The organism is Arthrobacter sp. NPDC058192 (assembly GCF_042883665.1).
GTDB lineage: Bacteria > Actinomycetota > Actinomycetes > Actinomycetales > Micrococcaceae > Arthrobacter.
This window is the reverse complement of record NZ_JBHVVJ010000001.1, coordinates 362,857-378,719: the sequence shown is the minus strand read 5'-3', so window position 1 is coordinate 378,719 and position 15,863 is coordinate 362,857. Positions and strand designations below refer to the sequence as shown.

Sequence of the window (15,863 nt, the reverse complement as noted above, 5' to 3'; positions counted from 1 at the left end):
CCGCCGCCTCCCGGTCGCAGGGATACTTCACCTCTTGATCGAGGAGTGTACTCTCCCGCTTCAGGCCCGAGGGAGAGTCATGCGCTCAGGGACAGCTTGTGCTGGCTTTCCCGGATCCCGCGCTTGTCCCCCAGAGGGCTTTCCGGAGCAACCCCTTCAGCTCGCCAATCTCGGCTACGCTAAGGCCGGTGAGGGCTGCCGTCTCGGCCTCCCGTGCGGCGGCCTCCGCCTGCCGGAACAGGGCGGACCCCTCCGCCGTCGCGGAGACGATCTTGGCCCGCCGGTCCTGTTTCCCCGGGGCCCGCAGAACGAGCCCGCGCTTTTCCAGTTCATCAATAATGGCGACGATCTGACTGGGATCCAGGCTGAGGAACTCGGCCATCTCGCGCTGCGTCGGCTCCAGTTCGCTGTTGGCCAGGGCCAGCACCGAGTACGAGCGTTCCTTGAGGGCGAACTCCGCCAGTGCCCGGTTGTTCAGGACCGAGCCCGCCGCGTGCAGTTTGGCGAGCAGGAAGCCCGCGTCCCGGCTGATCGTCGCCGCCATGAGCTTCTCGGCCGGCGCGGTGTCCAGCTGCTCCTCTACTTCGGTCGCCATGCCAACTCCAATAGTCCCAAAAATAAATCGTTGACTTTTTCAACTATCCATATTTTCATGGATGCAGAACAGCATCCCATGCCGTCGGGCAGGATGCACGAGGTAGCTAGCAAAGGAGCAGCGATGAGTCTGTCAGGCAAAGTAGCAATTGTGACGGGAAGTGGCCGGGGCCTGGGCCTCGCCTATGCGCGGGAGCTGGCCCGCCAGGGCGCCGCCGTCGTCGTCAATGACGTCGACGCCGAGATTGCCGGCGAAGCCGTCCGGATCATCGAGTCCGACGGCGGCCGGGCTGCCGCCGTAGTCGCCCCGGTGGGCAGCTCTGAGGTGGCCGCACAGCTGGTGCAGGCAGCCGTGCAGGAATTCGGCCGGCTGGACATCCTGGTCACCAATGCCGGCATCCTGCGGGACAAGAGCCTGCTGAAGATGACGGACGAGGACTTCGACGCCGTCATCAACGTCCACCTGCGCGGCACCTTCACGTGCGCCCGGGAGGCCTTCGGCTACTTCAAGGAGCATGGTATCTCCGGCCGCATTATCACCATCGGCTCCCCGACCGGCCAGCGCGGCAACTTCGGCCAGACCAACTACGCCGCCGCCAAGGCCGGAATCGTGGGCATGGTCCGCACCTGGGCGCTGGAGATGAAGAAGGCAGGCGTCACCGCCAACGCGGTCATCCCGATCGCCGCGACGGCCATGACTAAGACCGTCCCGTACTTCCAAAAGGCCGTCGAGGCGGACGAGCGCGGTGAGGCCATGCCCGCGTTCTTCCGCCACGACCTCGGTTTCGGAACGGCCGACGACGTCGCCGGGCTCATCGCCTTCCTCGCCTCCGACGCCGCTGCCGGCGTCACCGGCCAGGCGATCGGCGCCGGCGGCGACCGGCTGCAGCTCTGGACCCACCCCGAGGCCGCCGCCACCGAGTACCGCGCGGGCGGCTGGCGCTACCAGGATCTCGTCGAGAACTTCGGCGCGATCTTCGGCGCCAAGCTGCAGGGCGTCGGCGAGGAGTTCTTGCCGCTGCCGGAGGAACTGCAGCCGGCACAGCCCGAACCAGCACAGCCGGAAGTGCCGGCCGAGGCCCGCTGATCATGGCCGCCACCCGCTACGAACTCGGCGTCGACGCCTCGCAGCTCGATGCGATCGACATGCACGTCCACCTCGAGGTGGACGGTCACGGCCATGAATCGCTGCCCCCGGCCCTGACCGAGGCCTCGGCCAAGTACTTCAAAGCCGAGGACCGGAGCCCCTCCCTGGACCGCATCGCGGAGATCTACCGCGGACTGAACATGGCCGCCGTCGTCTTCACGGTCGACGCCCGGACCCAGCTCAAGCACGAACCGAACAGCATCCCCGAGCTCATCGCCGGCGCGGCCCGGAATAACGATGTCCTGATCCCCTTCGGTAGCGTCGACCCCCGCACGGGGCCCGGGGCCATCCAGGGCGCCAAGCACCAGGCCATCGACCTCGGTGCGCGCGGCTTCAAGTTCCACCCCAGCCTGCAGGGATTCGACCCGTCCAACGAGCAGTTCTACCCGCTGTGGGAAACCCTCCAGGAACTGGGACTGCCGGCCATCTTCCACACCGGCCAGAACGGCATGGGTGCCGGTCTCCCCGGCGGGTACGGCATAAAGCTGGCCTACTCCAACCCGCTCCTGCTGGACGCCGTCGCCGCGGACTTCCCGGAGCTGCAGATCATTATGGCCCACCCGTCGGTGCCGTGGCAGGACGAGGCCAACTCGATCGCCACCCACAAGGCCAACGTGTTCATCGACCTGTCCGGCTGGTCCCCGAAGTACTTCCCCGAGTCCCTGGTCCGGACGGCCAACTCCGTGCTCCAGGACAAGGTGCTGTTCGGCACCGACTTCCCGCTGATTACCCCGCAGAAATGGCTGGGCGCGTTCGCGGACCTCCCACTCAAGGACGAGGTCCGGCCCAAGATCCTCAAGGACAACGCCGTGCGCCTGCTCGGACTGGGAGGCTGAGATGACCGTGGAAACCGCGCCCCAGAAAACAGCGCAGACGCGCCTCTACAGCGTCTGCGACTACTACGACGCCGAATCCCTTCTCACCGACGGGGAACGGCGGGTGCTGGGGCGGCTGCGGAAGTTCCTTGACGAACAGGCCCGCCCGCTCCTGGCCGAGTACTGGGAGCGCGGCGAGTTCCCGGACCAGCTGGCCCGGCCCCTGGTCGACCTTGACCTGATGGAACCCGCGGAACTTACCGGCGCCCCCGGTGCGAGCCGCAGCCCCGCCCGTGGGATCTACCAGGGTTTCCGGATCTTCGAACTCGCCCGGACCGACGCCTCGCTGGCCACCTGGTATACGGCCCAGGCCGGACTCTTCCGGACCGCCATCCGGGTCGGCGCATCGGCCGAGCAGCAGGCCGAATGGATGCCAAAGGTCATCGACTTCTCGCTCAAGGGCGTCTTCTCGCTGACCGAACCGGAGTCCGGCTCTGACATCGCCGGCGGGCTGTCCACGACCGCGCGGCGCCAGGCCGGCCCGGACGGCGGCTTCTGGGTGCTTGACGGCGCAAAACGCTGGATCGGCGGCGCCGCCACGGCCGACGTCCTGGCGGTCTTCGCCCGCGACGTGGCCGACGGACAGGTCAAAGCCTTCCTCGTGGACCGCGAGGCAGCCGGCGTGAACCTCGAAAAAATCCACGGCAAGACAGCCCTGCGGATGATGCAGAACGCCCACATCACCCTCGACGGCGTCCGCGTCCCCGAGTCGCGGAGGCTGCACAACGTGAACTCGTTCCGCGACGTGGCCGCCATGCTGCGGGCCATGCGCTCGGACGTCGCCTGGATCGCCACCGGAATGCAGGCCGGAGCCTTCGAGGCCGCGCTGCGCTACGCCACGGAACGCCGGCAGTTCGGCCGTCCGCTGGGCTCCTTCCAGCTGGTCCAGGAAAAGCTCGCCCGGATGCTCGGCAACGTCACCTCGGCCTTGTCCCTCGTGGTCCGGCTGACCGAGCAGCAGTCCAAGGGCATTTACCGCGACCAGGACTCCGCCCTCGCCAAGATGCAGACCTCCCTGCTGATGCGCGAGACCGTGGCGCTCGCCCGCGAGGTGGTGGGCGGCAACGGCATCACCCTCGAGGCCGACGTCGCCCGGTTCCACGCCGACGCCGAGGCCGTCTACTCCTACGAGGGAACCCACGAAATCAACGCCCTGATCGTCGGCCGCGCGCTCACGGGCGAAAGCGCCTTCACCCGCTGACCTCCACACCATCCGTCCACACCGTCACCTCACCCGCCACACCACCACAGGAGCCAACATGCCCAACCTCGTTGTCGATTTCGACAAACTGCTCACTCTCGCCGGTACCGACCTCGGCGCCACCGACTACCGCGAAATCACGCAGGAACAGATCAACAAATTCGCCGACGCCACGGGCGATGACCAGTGGATCCACGTGGACCCGGAACGCGCGAAGGACGGCCCCTTCGGCGCCCCGATCGCCCACGGCTTCCTTACCCTCTCGCTCATCATCCCGTTCTGGGGCGAGCTGTTCGACGTCGACGGCGTCACCACCAAGGTCAACTACGGCCTGGACAAGGTCCGCTTCACCTCCCCGGTCAAGGTGGGCTCCCGCATCCGGATGCGCGCCACCATCGCCGAGGTCACCGAGGTCAAGGGCGGTGCCCAGATCAAGGTGGCCAACACCATCGAGATCGAAGGCCAGGAGCGCCCCGCCGTCGTGGCCGAATTCCTCGCCCGCTTTTACAAGTAGGCCGCTTCTACAAGCAGCCTGCGCCCGGGCCGCTTTGTCGGCAGGCCCCCACTTATTCTCTGCCACTTCCCTTCTCTGCCACTTCCCTCTGCCCAAAAGGAACAATGATGTCCCAGATTTCGCAGTTGCAGGCCATGGACGCGGGCACGCGTCGCCGTGAAGCACGGACCGTCATCGCCTCCAGCTACCTCGGCAGCACCATCGAGTATTACGACTTCCTGCTCTACGCCACGGCAGCTGCCGTGGTCTTTCCCAAGGTGTTTTTCTCCGGCATGGACGAGTGGGTGGGCGTCGTGGCCGCCTACGGGACGTTCGCTGCCGGCTATGTGGCCCGGCCGCTTGGCGGAATCATCTTCGGCCATTTCGGCGACAGGCTTGGACGCAAGAACATGCTCATCGTTTCGATGCTGGTCATGGGCATCGCCTCCACCCTGATCGGGCTGGTGCCCGGTGCCGCGGCGGCCGGGGCCTGGGGTGCCGTGTTGCTGGTGATCCTCCGGGTCTGCCAGGGCATCGCCGTGGGCGGGGAGTGGGGCGGCGCCGCCCTCATGGCGCTGGAACACTCGGAATCGGGCAAGCGCGGCTTCGCGGCCTCGTTCGTCAACGCCGGCGCGCCCACCGGCGCGGTGCTGGGCACGCTCGTCATGGGTGCCTTCGCAGCCCTGCCCAACGAGCAATTTCTTGCCTGGGGCTGGCGCGTGCCGTTCCTGCTGTCCTTTGTTCTGCTGGGGGTCGGCATGTTTGTCCGGCTCAAGGTCGCCGAAAGCCCCATCTTCAAAGCAGCCCTGGAACAGGAGAAAGCGGAACAGGAAAAGGCAGAACGGCACCAGGCGGACCAGCGGAAGGCGAATCATGCCAGCGTGGCAGCGCGCCGCGAGATTCCCCTCCTGCAGGTCCTGCGCCGCCCCAAGACCCTCATTTTCACGATGTTGGCCGGCGCAGCCGGCTTCGCGCTGCAGGTGGTACTGGCGACGTTCTCCGTGACCTATGCCGTCTCCAAGGGCGCTGACCGGCAGGGCGTGCTCTACGCTTTCGCGGCAGCCTCTTTTGTGTCCATCGCCTTCGTGGTCATGGGCGGCAGGCTCTCCGACAAGCTGGGCCGGCGGCCGGTGATGATCGGCGGCCTGGTCCTGTTCATCATTTACCTGACGCCGATGTTCCAGCTGCTGTCCTCGAACAACATCGGGCTGATCTTCGTGGCCTTCGCCGTCGGTCTCATGATCCACTCCACCCTGTTCGGTCCGCTCGCGGCCTTCGTATCCGAGCAGTTCGGCACCACTTCGCGCTACACCGGCGCTTCGTTGGGCTACCAGCTCGCCACCCTCCTCGGGGCGGGATTCACGCCGGGCATCGTGGCACAGATCTTCAAGGATTCCGGACAGGACACCTCCGCTGTGGTGTTGTACCTGGCCATCATGTCCGTGGTGTCGATCGTCTTCATCCTGCTCACCCGCGAGCCCAAGAACAACGATCTGCAGACCGTCGGTTCCTGACCCGGCCCGCAGGCATTACCGTCTAAATAGAAAGGATCTGCCGTGGAGAATTCTGGCATCGGCTCGTGGCTGCAGCGGCGCCGCCCGAAGTCGGGCACCAAGACCGCCGTCATCGCCGGGGAACGGGAACTGAGCTACGTTGAACTCGCGGATCGTTCCACCCGGCTCGCCAACGCCCTCCGGGACCGCGGCGTGGCCAAGGGCGACCGCGTTGCCTACCTTGGCGAAAACGATCCCTCCTTCCTGGAAACCCTGTTTGCCGCCGGCCTGGCCGGGGCGGTCTTCGTGCCGCTGAACACCCGGCTGGCTCCGCCCGAGATCCAGTTCCAGCTCCGGGACAGCGGCGCCGTCCTGCTGGTCCACTCGGCGGCGCTGGCGGAGTTGGCCGAACTCGGCTCGACCGGGACAGCGGTGGGCGGGCGGATCGTCGTCGTCGTCGACGACTCAACGGCGCCGCAGAAAACAGCGCCCGACGGCGGCGGTGCGGACGGGGGTGCGGACGGGGGACCGGCCGTGGAGGAGTTTGAGGCTGTGATCGCCTCCGGTGCGGTGCTCCCGCCGGACGAGCCAGTGGGCCTGGACGACGCCGCAATGATTCTCTACACCTCCGGAACCACCGGAAACCCCAAGGGGGCGCTCCTGACGCACGGCAACATCACATGGAACTGTGTCAACGTGCTGGTGGACTTCGACTTCGCCTCCACCGATGTGGCCCTGATGATCTCGCCGATGTTCCATGTCGCGTCGCTGGACATGGGCGTCCTGCCCACGCTCCTGAAGGGCGGCACCGTGGTCCTGGAAGCCAAGTTCGATCCCCGCCGGACGCTGGAGTTGATCGGGCGGCACCGCGCAACAACCATCAGCGGGGTGCCCACCACCTACCAGATGCTCTGTGAGCATCCGGACTGGGACGCCGCCGATCTCAGTTCGCTGAACAAACTGACGTGCGGCGGCTCCGCCGTGCCGCTGCGGGTCTTGGAAGCGTACGAGCGGCGCGGGCTGCGGTTTTCCAACGGGTACGGCATGACCGAGACGGCCCCCGGCGCCACCACGCTTCCGGCGGCCAGGTCCCGCGACAAGGCAGGGTCCTCCGGGCTGCCGCACTTCTTCACCGACGTCCGGGTGGCTGATCCCCTGGACCCGGCGGCGGCCCCGATGTCGCCCGGGACGGTGGGGGAGATCCAGATTAAGGGTCCCAACGTAATTCACGAGTACTGGAATCGGTCAGAAGCGTCCGCGGATTCCTACACCGATGACGGCTGGTTCAAGTCTGGAGACATGGGCTACAAGGACCCGGACGGATTCGTGTTCATCTCCGATCGGCTCAAGGACATGATCATCTCGGGCGGGGAGAACATTTACCCGGCGGAGGTGGAGCAGGCGATCGCCGAACTCGACGCCGTCGGCAGCGTGGCGGTGATCGGGGTACCGGACGAGAAGTGGGGTGAGGTCCCGCGGGCTGTGGTGCTGCTGCGGGAAGGTGCCCGGCTCACAGAGGAAGACCTACGCTCCCACCTCGAGGGCAGGGTTGCGCGGTACAAGATTCCCAAGTCAGTGGTCTTCGTGGCGGAAATGCCCAGGACCGCGAGCGGCAAGATCCGCAAAGCCGATCTGCGCAACCTTACGCCCGGGCACGTTTGACCGGAACCGCGGACGCGGCCGGGCAGCAAGAAAGCCGGAGACTGCGGAGATGCAGTCTCCGGTTCTCTTGTACCGGGGTGCGGGTGCCTAGTCGACCGTGAAGATGCTGACGACCACGCGGCCGGGCTCACGGACGCCCGTCCCGAGGGTGAGGCGTGTATTCAGCCAGTCCAGAGCCGGGGCGGCCGTGGTGAGCCGGGGCCAGCAGCGGAAGTAGATCCTGGCAGGATCGACGGCAGCGCCGGAATTTAGCAGCTCGATGTCCCGGGCAGAGCCGTGCCGGAGGGCGGTGTTGTGAACGAAGATCCGGTCGCCGTCGTCGGTTTCCAGGACGTAACGGGCGTCCAGTTCCGTCAGGACGGGGCTTCGGATCAGCTGGTAGTCGGCCCCGGCAGGCAGGACCCGTCCGTTGAGGGCAGGACCGTGGACGGTGCCGCCGGTGATCGGGATTAGCCGGCGGTGCCCTTCCGGCGTCGGCCCGACGTCGATCGGCTCGCCGACCGTAACGGACAGCTCCGCCAGGAAGCTGAGCCCGGGCCGCGCCGGAAACGGGGCGGTCACAGGATGCCGGCCGTCAACCGGCTCGGGTGGCCCTCGCCGAAGAGGACCGACTGCCGCGCAATGAGTGTGTCGGCGGAGTCAAAGGCAAGTCTGCCGGTGTTGAGGTTCCGGTCCCAGCGGGGATGGCAGCTGGAGGTGATCTGCACCCGGAGGCGCTCGCCGGGCGCAAAGGTGTACGCCGTCTGCCACAGACTCACCGTGTATTCATACGGCCGGCCCGGTTCAATGGGGGAGGGCTCGTGGCCGGGCTCCCACAGCCCGGTGTCCGCGTAGCTGTCCCGCCAGGAGGCCCGGATGATGCCGTCGGCCAGGCCCAATGATGCGCCCTCCGGAGTGACCCGGCAGAGTCGCACCACGAAGTCGGTGTCGACGGCGGAGGACGCGGCGAAGAAGGTGGCGCTGACATCCCCGAAGATGGTCGCCGGCGCGTCGAACGGCTCCGTGGTGAAGGTCAGGACGTCGTCGCGTGCCTCGACGGACCGCTGGTGTGCGGGTCCGGCCGGGAACGCGCCGTGGATCATGGTGGCGCCGCCCGTCGTCGGGACGGGATCCAGGGGATCGTAAAAGTAGCTTTCTACACCGGGTATTCCGGGTGCGTCCTCCAGCGATCCGCCGGAGCCCAGGAACCACGAACGGTGGCTGGCGGGGGCTGGAAGTTCATCGAAGCCGCGCCACTGGTTTTCACCCATGAAGTACAGCAGGACCCGCGGCACCTGCCGCAGCCCGTCCTGCTCGCCCTTGAGGACGGAATCGAACCAGGCCGTCTGAATGCCGGACAGATCTCCGAGACCGTTCATCACGCCGGCGGCAGCGTTGAGGCCGAAGCTGACATCCGGGTAGGCGCCGGATAAGTTGGTGTGCGTCCACGGGCCGATGATGAGCCGCGGTGCAGCTGCTGGGTTGGTGCGGCTGTGCTCGAGCTGCATCCGGTACTGCGCGAGCGTGCTCGGGGCAAAGATGTCGAACCAGCCACCGATGTGCAGGGTGGGCATGTCCACTGGTGGCGCTGACGCGCCGTCCCACACCTGCGTGAAGCTGCTCCCCGGGGCTTCCCCAGCCGAGGGCAGGACGTGCCGGTTCATGAAGCTTCCCAGCCGTGGCGCCAGGTCGGCGAGCGGCAGTGTGCCAAAGGCCGTGGCGTCGGAGAACGACCGGTCGAGGTCCAGCCACGACTGCATTTCCTTCGCCCTGAGTTCGGGGTCGTCGGAGAATTCCCGGAGCAGTTCGTTGGCGGTGATAGAGGCATGTCCCCAAGTGAGGCGGCTGCCGATTTCGAAGGCGCCCCCGCGGTAGAGGGAACCGTTGTTCGCGTTGGCCCCAGCGGAAACGCCCAGGGACAATGCCGCCAGGCCGGCCGGATGCCCCGAGGCGGCCCGCCACTGGGTTTCGGCGAAGTAGGACCGCCCCCACATGCCCACCACGCCGTTGGAGTACGGCAGCCGCGCTGCCCACTCGACCGTGCTGGCGCCGTCGGACGCCTCATTGACAGAGGGATCGAAGAATCCGCCGGAACCGAAGCGGCCGCGGCAGTCCTGCAGGATCACGACGTAGCCTGCAGCGGCGACTGTTGCCGGGTTCAGATAGGAGGAATTGACGGCAAGGTCCCGCCCGTAGGGCGTCCTGGTCAGCAGCACCGGGCATGGGTTCCCGTCCGCAGGACGGTACACCGTGGATCGCAGGATGGTGCCGTCAGGCAGCGGTGTTTCGATGTCATGGTCAATAAGTACTGGGCGCGGTTTCACGGTGGGTCCTAACGTGGAACGGGATAGAGGGCAGCCATGCCGGGAGGGGCCGGGTGCTCCGGCCCCTCCCGGCGGCTGTCGGTTGTGTGTCGGTTCTCAGGCGGTGGCTCCGGCTGATGTCTTGGCGCCGGGTACCTGGGTGCCGAGGGCCTCGGTGGATACCTTGTAGGTTTCCTTGACCCAGATCGCGGTGACTGCCGCAGAGATCAGGCAGCAAGCGGCCGTGAAGGCTGCCACTGGAATCCAGCCCGAGGGGCCGGGCTGGACAATGGCGGCTGCGATCGTCGGGGCGAAGCCGGTGACGATCAGTCCGAGCTGCGAAGCGGTAGCGGCGCCCGTGTAGCGGATCCTCGTGGGGAACATTTCGGCCGTCATGGCCGGGCCCAGAGGGTTGACCAAGCCGTAGCCCACCGTCATGAAGAGGATGCCGCTGGCGAAAATCAGCGGTATAGACGCGATGCTGATGGACCAGAAGTAGACGAAGGCCGCCGCTGCACAAATGATGTTGCCGGTAATGAAAACCGGCTTCCGGCCGATCCGGTCAGCCAGGATGCCGGCGAAGGGCTGCGCGATGATGCCCAGCGCAGCCGTGGCAATGGTGACCCCGAGCATGGCGGCGGAAGGGATGCCGAACTTGCCTGTCGCATAGGCCAGCCCGAAGGCCGCGAAGACCGAGGACACAACGCTCCAGAGCCCGAAGAAGATCACTTTGAGGATGGTGCGCCAATGATCGCGCAGGACTACCTTGAGCGGGAGTTCATGGCCGTCGGCGGCCTCTTTCGCGGCTTCGAAGACCTCGGACTCGGGCAGCCGGAGGCGGATGTAGAGGCCGACGGCGACCACCAGGATGCTGGCCAGGAACGGCAACCGCCATCCCCAGCTGAGCAGGTCTTCCTGGGGCAGTAGGGACACCGCGAGGAACGCCAAAGAAGCGAGCATGATCCCGGCGACGGCCCCGGTGTTGACCCAGCTGCTGTAGAAGGCCCGTTTGTTGCTGGGGGCATGTTCCATGGTCATGGTGACGGCGCCGACGGATTCACCGGCGGCGGAGGCTCCTTGCAGTGCGCGCAGCACGACCAGAAGGACCGGGGCGGTGGCGCCGATGGCGGCCGCCGGCGGCAGGCAGCCGATCAGGAACGTGGCCACTCCCATCACCACGAGCGTCAGGACCAGCATCTGGCGGCGTCCGATTCTGTCGCCATAGTGGCCGATGACGCTTGCCGCGAGGGGCCGGACCACGTAGCCGATGCCGATGGTGGCCATTGACAGGATGGTGCCGAGGGCGGGATCGATGCCCGGGAAGAAGATCTTGTTGAAGATCAGGGCGGACGCCGAGCCGTAGATGAAGAAGTCGTAGTACTCCAGGGTGCTGCCGATGAAGCTGGCGGCGGCGGCGCGGCGGGCATGGTTGGTTCCCGCGGGGGAAACGGGGTGGGCCTGTTCCACGGACGGCGTCAACGGCGTCGGCGGATCGATGGGACCAGCGGTCATTGCGGATCTCCTAGTAAGGGCAGGAAGTGAGGCAGGGGAAAATGGTGAGGCTGGAAGACCTGTGGCTCGCATGCTTGAGCGCAGTGGCGGGGTCGGCTGTGGCCTCCGTCACTTGTACTGCAATGGTATGCACTTCGATCTGCGTCCGTCAATGCAAGTGCAAAATTAAAAGGGGAGTCTTGCGGCTGGCATGATGGAGTCGTGATGAGCGAGCGGCCGGCCTCGGTGCCCGGCATGGACCCGGATCTGGCCATCGACTTTCCGCGGCCTTTGAAGGGGCCGTCCACCCAGCACCAGCTGGTCACCTTGGTGGTCGACTATTGGTTCGACAGCGAGGTGTGGCTGCCGTCCCGGCTCATCGCGGCCCTGGCCGCCGGTCTCGGGATCACCGCGTCTGCGACGGCGACGGCTCTGAGCCGCCTGGCGTCCCGGGGGGTCCTGGAACAGTCCAGTGCGGGGCGGACCTCGCGTTACCGCATCACCCGCGGTGCGCGGAACCGACTGCGCCACGGTCTCGAGCAGGTCTCCGTGTTCGGTGAACAGTCCCGCCACTGGGACGGCAGTTGGACCGTCATCGCGTTTTCCATTCCGGAGACGTCGCGGGATGTCCGGGAGATGTTCCGCTCACGCTTGCGGTGGCGTGGATTCGCGCCGCTGTTCGGCGCGCTGTGGGTTTCCCCGCGAGACCACTCCGAGGAGCTGGAGGAAACCTGCAGGGGGTATGGCGTGGACGACTACGTCATTTTCCGCACCGCGGAATCCAGCCTCCGGGGCAAGCGGCTCGTGGAGGCCTGGTCGCCGCAGGAGTTCAGGGAGCACTACCGGCCCTTCAGTGAAAAGTTCACGCCATGGGCCGGGCGCCTGGATGCCGGAACGGTCAGTCCGGCTGAAGCTTTCAGGGTCAGGACCGAGCTGATGGACGCGTGGCGGGCATTTCCGTGGAGCGACCCGGACCTTCCCGCCGAGCTCCTGCCGGAAGCGTGGCCCCGCAACGAAGCCAGGGACCTGATGGTACGCCTCTATGACGGGCTCGCGGGTGCCGCCACCGCCTACGTCGGCGAGGTCGTTGCCCGCGAAGCTCCCGAGCTGGCGGGCACGCCGCGGGCTCTTTCGGTAGGCCCGGCGCGTTGACCGGGCCCGGCGGCCATCCACCGCGGGGCCTCGTCAGTGGATGGCCGACAGCAGCGCGCCGACGCCGACGAACAGCCCCCCGAACGTCCGGTTCAGGACCTTCTGGCCGCGCGCGTCGTGGGTGAAGCGCTGGAAGGACCGGGCCGCCGCCGCGAAGAAGAACCACATCACCAGGATGTCGATCACGATCACGGTGGCGGACAGGACGGCGTACTGCGGCAGCAGCGGCTGTTCCGGGCGGATGAACTGGGGCATGAAGGCCAGGAAGAAGACCACGGCCTTGGGGTTGAGCAGGTTGACCCAGAGGCCGCGGCGGAACATGGAGAGCGCGGGCTCGTTGCGCAGGGCGGAGGCCTTCTCCTGGTCCAGGTCCGGCTTGTGCAGGAACTGCCGGATGCCCAGATAGACCAGATAGGCGGCGCCCGCGTAGCGGATCACGTTGAACGCGACCGGAGAGCTCGCCACGAGCACCCCGACGCCGAGCGCCACCACCAGGATGTGCACCACCAGGGCGGCCTGCTGGCCCAGGATGCCCCAGATGGAACGGCGGAAGCCCGAGTTCAGCGAGTTGCTCATGGTGTTGATGGCGCCAGCGCCGGGGGTGAAGCTGATCAGGACGCCGGCGCCGGCCAGGGCCAGCCAAAGTGAGGGTTGCACCAGCCAAGCTTACGGGCTCAGAGGCCGCCGGCTGGGCCGTGGAGGCCGGGCCGGCGGCGGCTCACTCGCCGCGGCGGCCGTAGCTGAGAATCATGTTTCCCTTGCTGGTCTGCTGGGATGACTGCAGCTCCAGCCGGGTCAGGGGATCGCCGTCGTTGAACAGCCGCCGGCCGCTTCCCGCGACCACGGGATGGACGATCAGCATCAGGGTGTCGAGCAGGCCGGCGAACAGCAGCTGGCGCACCAGTGAGATGCTGCTGAAGATGCCGATCTCGCCGCCGTCGCTGTTCTTCAAATCCGTCACGAAGTCCTCCAGCGGGCCCTCGATCAGGCGTGAATTCTGCCAGTCCAGCTCCGGGGCCAATGTCCGGGACGCCACAAATTTCGGCAGAGGATTGATGAACCCGGCAAATTCGGTGTCGCCTTCGGCGTTGGGCCAGTACTCGGCCCACTGCTGGTATCCGACGCGGCCCAGGAGCCCGGTGTCTATCCGGCCCATCATCTCGCCCATCCCGGCGCCGAGCTCGTCGTCAAAGCTGTCGAACTGCCAGAGGAACGGGTCTTCCACCACTCCGTCCACGGAGCAGAAGAGGCCGGCGGTCAGTTTGCGCATGGGTTCTCCTTTTCGATGAATCTTTAGTGCACCCTATCGGCAGACCACGGGCCAGGGAATGGCAGCCGGAAACTCGTTCAAACCCGCAGCCGACGAAGACGCGACGCGCTACGGGGCTGTCCCGGACGGCTGTGCGGCCATCCGGAACAGCTCCGTCCTTCGGCAGCGGCTAGCCGTTGGAAGTGGAACCGCTCCCAGCGGCGTCGCCGGCGTCGCCATCGTTCGGCCCGCCGCGGCCCCGGCCGCCCTGACCCTGGTCCTGGGTTCCGGTGACGGTGAAGTTGGCATCCAGCAGGACGGTGGCGTGGGTGCCGTCGGCCTTCGTGATGTGGGCTTCGTACACAGCGCCGTCGGCGTCGGTTTCCATCCTTTCGATCATCGCGTTCGGCTGCGCTGCCTTGACGGCCGCCTCCACCTTGGTGGCCGTGTCGCCCGTGAGGACCTCCTCGGTCTTGCCGTTGGCCTGGTGCGGGCCGCCGGTGCCGCCACCGGTGCTGCCGTAGCCGCTTCCATAGCCGGCCGTGGCGGCCGTCGAGTTGCCGGTGGTATCCGCGGCCATGGCCGGGATGGCCGCCGCGCCGATGGCGCCGCCGCTGATGACCGCCGCGAGCATGATGCCCGCGGTGGACTTATTGATCTTTGCCATTGCGTTACTCCTTTGCTGGGGCCCGGACTCCCGGGCCGGCCGAGGTTTCGGCCTGTACCCAGCCTCCGACGCGGAGTTATGGCAGCACTTTCGGTCGGCTGTGCCGCTGCTGTGACCCTGGGCGCCGTCTCAGGCCCGGGCGATCACCTCGCCGTTGGGGATCAGGAACCAGCCGTCGTCGGTGGAGCCCCAGCGGTGCCAGCCCGCGGAAATCCGCGCCAGGTCCGCCTCGCCGGCAAAGCCGTACTCGAGCGCCTGGTCGGCAAAGGACGAGTGCAGCACCCGCTCACCCCACACCCGGGCCTGCCAGCGCCGCTGCTGCCCGGTGGCGTAGAGCCAGTTGCTGCTCGACGGCGCTACATCCGTGAAACCGGCGGCTTGGGCCCAGGCGACGAGCCGGCGGCCGGCGTCGGGTTCGGCGCCGTTGCGGCGCGCGATCCGCTGGTACAACTCCATCCAGTCGTCGAGCTCGGGGATGGCCGGGTACCAGCTCATGCCGTGGAAATCGGCATCGCGCACGGCCACGATCCCGCCGGGCTTGGCCGCCCGGCGCATTTCCCGCAGGGCCGCGACCGGGTCCGTGAGGTGCTGGAGCACCTGGTGGGCATGGACGACGTCGAATGTCTCGTCCGGGAAGTCGAGGTCGTAGACGTTTCCGGTGGCGAAGACGACGTTGCCGACGCCGCGCCCCGCGGCGAGCGCCGCCGCCTGCGCGACGACGTCGGGGGAGCGGTCCAGGCCGGTGACGGTGCCGGGCGCCACCAGTGCCCCGAAGTCGCACGTGATGCTGCCGGGCCCGCAGCCGACGTCGAGCACGGACACCCCGGGGGTAAGGTACGGGAGCACAAACGCCGCGGAGTTTTCCGCCGTGCGGGAGGCATGGGCACGGACCACCGACTCGTGGTGGCCGTGCGTGTACACATCGTCAGGCTGCTGCGCACTCATAAGGGAACGCTACCCTCCCGGGATGAGAAAAGGGCGCACCACCCGTGCTGAGACTTACTTGTGGTCCGGGCCGCGGGCCGCTTCTTCGCCGGCCCGGATGGTGGCGGCGATCATGGAGTTTAGAAACCGGGTGACGGTCTCCAGTTCCTCCGGGGTGAAGTGCTCCATCGCCGCGCCCATGTGGCGGGCCAGCGGAAGGAACATTGCTCCCCCGTCCCGGTAGGCCTTGGGGGTCATGCGCAGCTGCACCTGCCGGCGGTCCGTGCCCTCGCGCTCGCGGACCACGTGGCCGGAACTGTGGAGCCGGTCGATCAGTGCGGTGGTGGCCGGTGAGCTGAGGTTGAGCTCTTTCCTGAGCAGCCCCGGCGTGACGATCTGGTTCCGTGCGGTGTGCCGCATGATGACGGCCAGAGCGTTGAGATCCGTGCGGTGCATGTCGTTGCGGCCGCCGGCGGTGTCCACGTAGCGGTTCGCTTCGAGGGTGAATTCCTGGAGGAGCCGGACGAGGGGTGGAGGTCCGGCTGCTTCAGGCGGTCCCGGGGCTTCGGCTGACACGGCGAACCTCCTTCGTTTTCCCTGGCTGTGGCCGGGGCTGTCTCGCCGGCGCGGTCG

Annotated in this window: 16 protein-coding genes; 7 read left to right on the top strand and 9 right to left on the bottom strand. The window is 67.2% G+C overall.

Features of this window, described 5'->3' with window-relative positions; all coding sequences use genetic code 11:
• Positions 1–85: 85 nt before the first annotated feature.
• Entirely contained in the window at positions 86–595 is a 510-nt protein-coding gene (locus ACFVVK_RS01795; RefSeq protein ID WP_390262565.1) for a MarR family winged helix-turn-helix transcriptional regulator, read from the bottom strand.
• 123 nt (positions 596–718) lie between these two features.
• Here ACFVVK_RS01795 and ACFVVK_RS01790 point away from each other — a divergent pair, with 123 nt between their 5' ends.
• The 6 genes from ACFVVK_RS01790 (at position 719) to ACFVVK_RS01765 (ending at position 7,465) form a co-directional block, all read left to right on the top strand.
• Positions 719–1,681, top strand: coding sequence for an SDR family NAD(P)-dependent oxidoreductase (locus ACFVVK_RS01790; RefSeq protein ID WP_390262562.1), 963 nt, complete (start codon positions 719–721; stop codon positions 1,679–1,681).
• Positions 1,682–1,683: 2 nt separating this feature from the next.
• The gene (locus ACFVVK_RS01785) at positions 1,684–2,577 is read left to right on the top strand and encodes an amidohydrolase family protein (RefSeq protein WP_390262559.1); all 894 of its coding nucleotides are present in this window, start codon (positions 1,684–1,686) and stop codon (positions 2,575–2,577) included.
• A gap of 1 nt (position 2,578) precedes the next feature.
• Positions 2,579–3,817, top strand: coding sequence for an acyl-CoA dehydrogenase family protein (locus ACFVVK_RS01780; RefSeq protein ID WP_390262556.1), 1,239 nt, complete (start codon positions 2,579–2,581; stop codon positions 3,815–3,817).
• A 58-nt stretch (positions 3,818–3,875) separates the two neighbouring features.
• The gene (locus tag ACFVVK_RS01775) at positions 3,876–4,331 is read left to right on the top strand and encodes a MaoC family dehydratase (protein WP_090952699.1); all 456 of its coding nucleotides are present in this window, start codon (positions 3,876–3,878) and stop codon (positions 4,329–4,331) included.
• A 107-nt stretch (positions 4,332–4,438) separates the two neighbouring features.
• Positions 4,439–5,824: an MFS transporter gene (locus ACFVVK_RS01770; protein WP_390262781.1), complete on the top strand. Its 1,386-nt coding sequence runs from the start codon at positions 4,439–4,441 to the stop codon at positions 5,822–5,824.
• Between the two features lie 42 nt (positions 5,825–5,866).
• Positions 5,867–7,465: a long-chain fatty acid--CoA ligase gene (locus ACFVVK_RS01765; RefSeq protein WP_390262552.1), complete on the top strand. Its 1,599-nt coding sequence runs from the start codon at positions 5,867–5,869 to the stop codon at positions 7,463–7,465.
• A gap of 87 nt (positions 7,466–7,552) precedes the next feature.
• On the opposite strand, the gene ACFVVK_RS01760 is transcribed toward ACFVVK_RS01765, so the two are convergent.
• The 3 genes from ACFVVK_RS01760 to ACFVVK_RS01750 form a co-directional block, all read right to left on the bottom strand.
• Positions 7,553–8,026, bottom strand: coding sequence for a DUF3237 domain-containing protein (locus ACFVVK_RS01760; RefSeq protein ID WP_390262550.1), 474 nt, complete (start codon positions 8,024–8,026; stop codon positions 7,553–7,555).
• Positions 8,023–9,768 (bottom strand): CocE/NonD family hydrolase, encoded by a 1,746-nt coding sequence (locus ACFVVK_RS01755; protein ID WP_390262548.1) that lies wholly within the window; start codon positions 9,766–9,768, stop codon positions 8,023–8,025. Before ACFVVK_RS01755 ends, ACFVVK_RS01760 begins: the two co-directional genes overlap by 4 nt.
• Before the next feature lie 96 nt (positions 9,769–9,864).
• Positions 9,865–11,259, bottom strand: a complete 1,395-nt coding sequence (locus tag ACFVVK_RS01750) for an MFS transporter (RefSeq protein WP_390262547.1) — start codon at positions 11,257–11,259, stop codon at positions 9,865–9,867.
• A 204-nt stretch (positions 11,260–11,463) separates the two neighbouring features.
• On the opposite strand from ACFVVK_RS01750, the gene ACFVVK_RS01745 reads away from it, so the two are divergent.
• Positions 11,464–12,390, top strand: coding sequence for a PaaX family transcriptional regulator C-terminal domain-containing protein (locus ACFVVK_RS01745; protein WP_390262544.1), 927 nt, complete (start codon positions 11,464–11,466; stop codon positions 12,388–12,390).
• Positions 12,391–12,423: 33 nt separating this feature from the next.
• Here the strand turns inward: ACFVVK_RS01745 and ACFVVK_RS01740 are convergent, their stop codons facing one another.
• From ACFVVK_RS01740 to ACFVVK_RS01720, 5 genes are all read right to left on the bottom strand, one after another.
• Positions 12,424–13,047: a LysE family transporter gene (locus ACFVVK_RS01740; protein ID WP_390262542.1), complete on the bottom strand. Its 624-nt coding sequence runs from the start codon at positions 13,045–13,047 to the stop codon at positions 12,424–12,426.
• 61 nt (positions 13,048–13,108) lie between these two features.
• Positions 13,109–13,660 (bottom strand): dihydrofolate reductase family protein, encoded by a 552-nt coding sequence (locus tag ACFVVK_RS01735; RefSeq protein WP_390262539.1) that lies wholly within the window; start codon positions 13,658–13,660, stop codon positions 13,109–13,111.
• Positions 13,661–13,829: 169 nt separating this feature from the next.
• The gene (locus tag ACFVVK_RS01730; RefSeq protein ID WP_390262538.1) at positions 13,830–14,306 is read right to left on the bottom strand and encodes a hypothetical protein; all 477 of its coding nucleotides are present in this window, start codon (positions 14,304–14,306) and stop codon (positions 13,830–13,832) included.
• Positions 14,307–14,435: 129 nt separating this feature from the next.
• Positions 14,436–15,251 carry a methyltransferase domain-containing protein gene (locus ACFVVK_RS01725; RefSeq protein ID WP_390262535.1) on the bottom strand — a complete coding sequence of 272 codons (816 nt, stop codon included), beginning with the start codon at positions 15,249–15,251 and terminating at the stop codon, positions 14,436–14,438.
• 54 nt (positions 15,252–15,305) lie between these two features.
• Positions 15,306–15,806 (bottom strand): MarR family winged helix-turn-helix transcriptional regulator, encoded by a 501-nt coding sequence (locus ACFVVK_RS01720; protein WP_390262533.1) that lies wholly within the window; start codon positions 15,804–15,806, stop codon positions 15,306–15,308.
• Positions 15,807–15,863 lie beyond the last annotated feature (57 nt).

Coding starts and splice junctions, on each gene's coding strand:
- ACFVVK_RS01780 (WP_390262556.1), top strand. CDS start 2,579: ATGACCGTGGAAACCGCGCCCCAGAAAACAGCGCAGACGCGCCTCTAC.
- ACFVVK_RS01725 (WP_390262535.1), bottom strand. CDS start 15,251: ATGAGTGCGCAGCAGCCTGACGATGTGTACACGCACGGCCACCACGAG.
- ACFVVK_RS01785 (WP_390262559.1), top strand. CDS start 1,684: ATGGCCGCCACCCGCTACGAACTCGGCGTCGACGCCTCGCAGCTCGAT.
- ACFVVK_RS01795 (WP_390262565.1), bottom strand. CDS start 595: ATGGCGACCGAAGTAGAGGAGCAGCTGGACACCGCGCCGGCCGAGAAG.
- ACFVVK_RS01790 (WP_390262562.1), top strand. CDS start 719: ATGAGTCTGTCAGGCAAAGTAGCAATTGTGACGGGAAGTGGCCGGGGC.
- ACFVVK_RS01750 (WP_390262547.1), bottom strand. CDS start 11,259: ATGACCGCTGGTCCCATCGATCCGCCGACGCCGTTGACGCCGTCCGTG.
- ACFVVK_RS01775 (WP_090952699.1), top strand. CDS start 3,876: ATGCCCAACCTCGTTGTCGATTTCGACAAACTGCTCACTCTCGCCGGT.
- ACFVVK_RS01735 (WP_390262539.1), bottom strand. CDS start 13,660: ATGCGCAAACTGACCGCCGGCCTCTTCTGCTCCGTGGACGGAGTGGTG.
- ACFVVK_RS01745 (WP_390262544.1), top strand. CDS start 11,464: ATGAGCGAGCGGCCGGCCTCGGTGCCCGGCATGGACCCGGATCTGGCC.
- ACFVVK_RS01730 (WP_390262538.1), bottom strand. CDS start 14,306: ATGGCAAAGATCAATAAGTCCACCGCGGGCATCATGCTCGCGGCGGTC.
- ACFVVK_RS01770 (WP_390262781.1), top strand. CDS start 4,439: ATGTCCCAGATTTCGCAGTTGCAGGCCATGGACGCGGGCACGCGTCGC.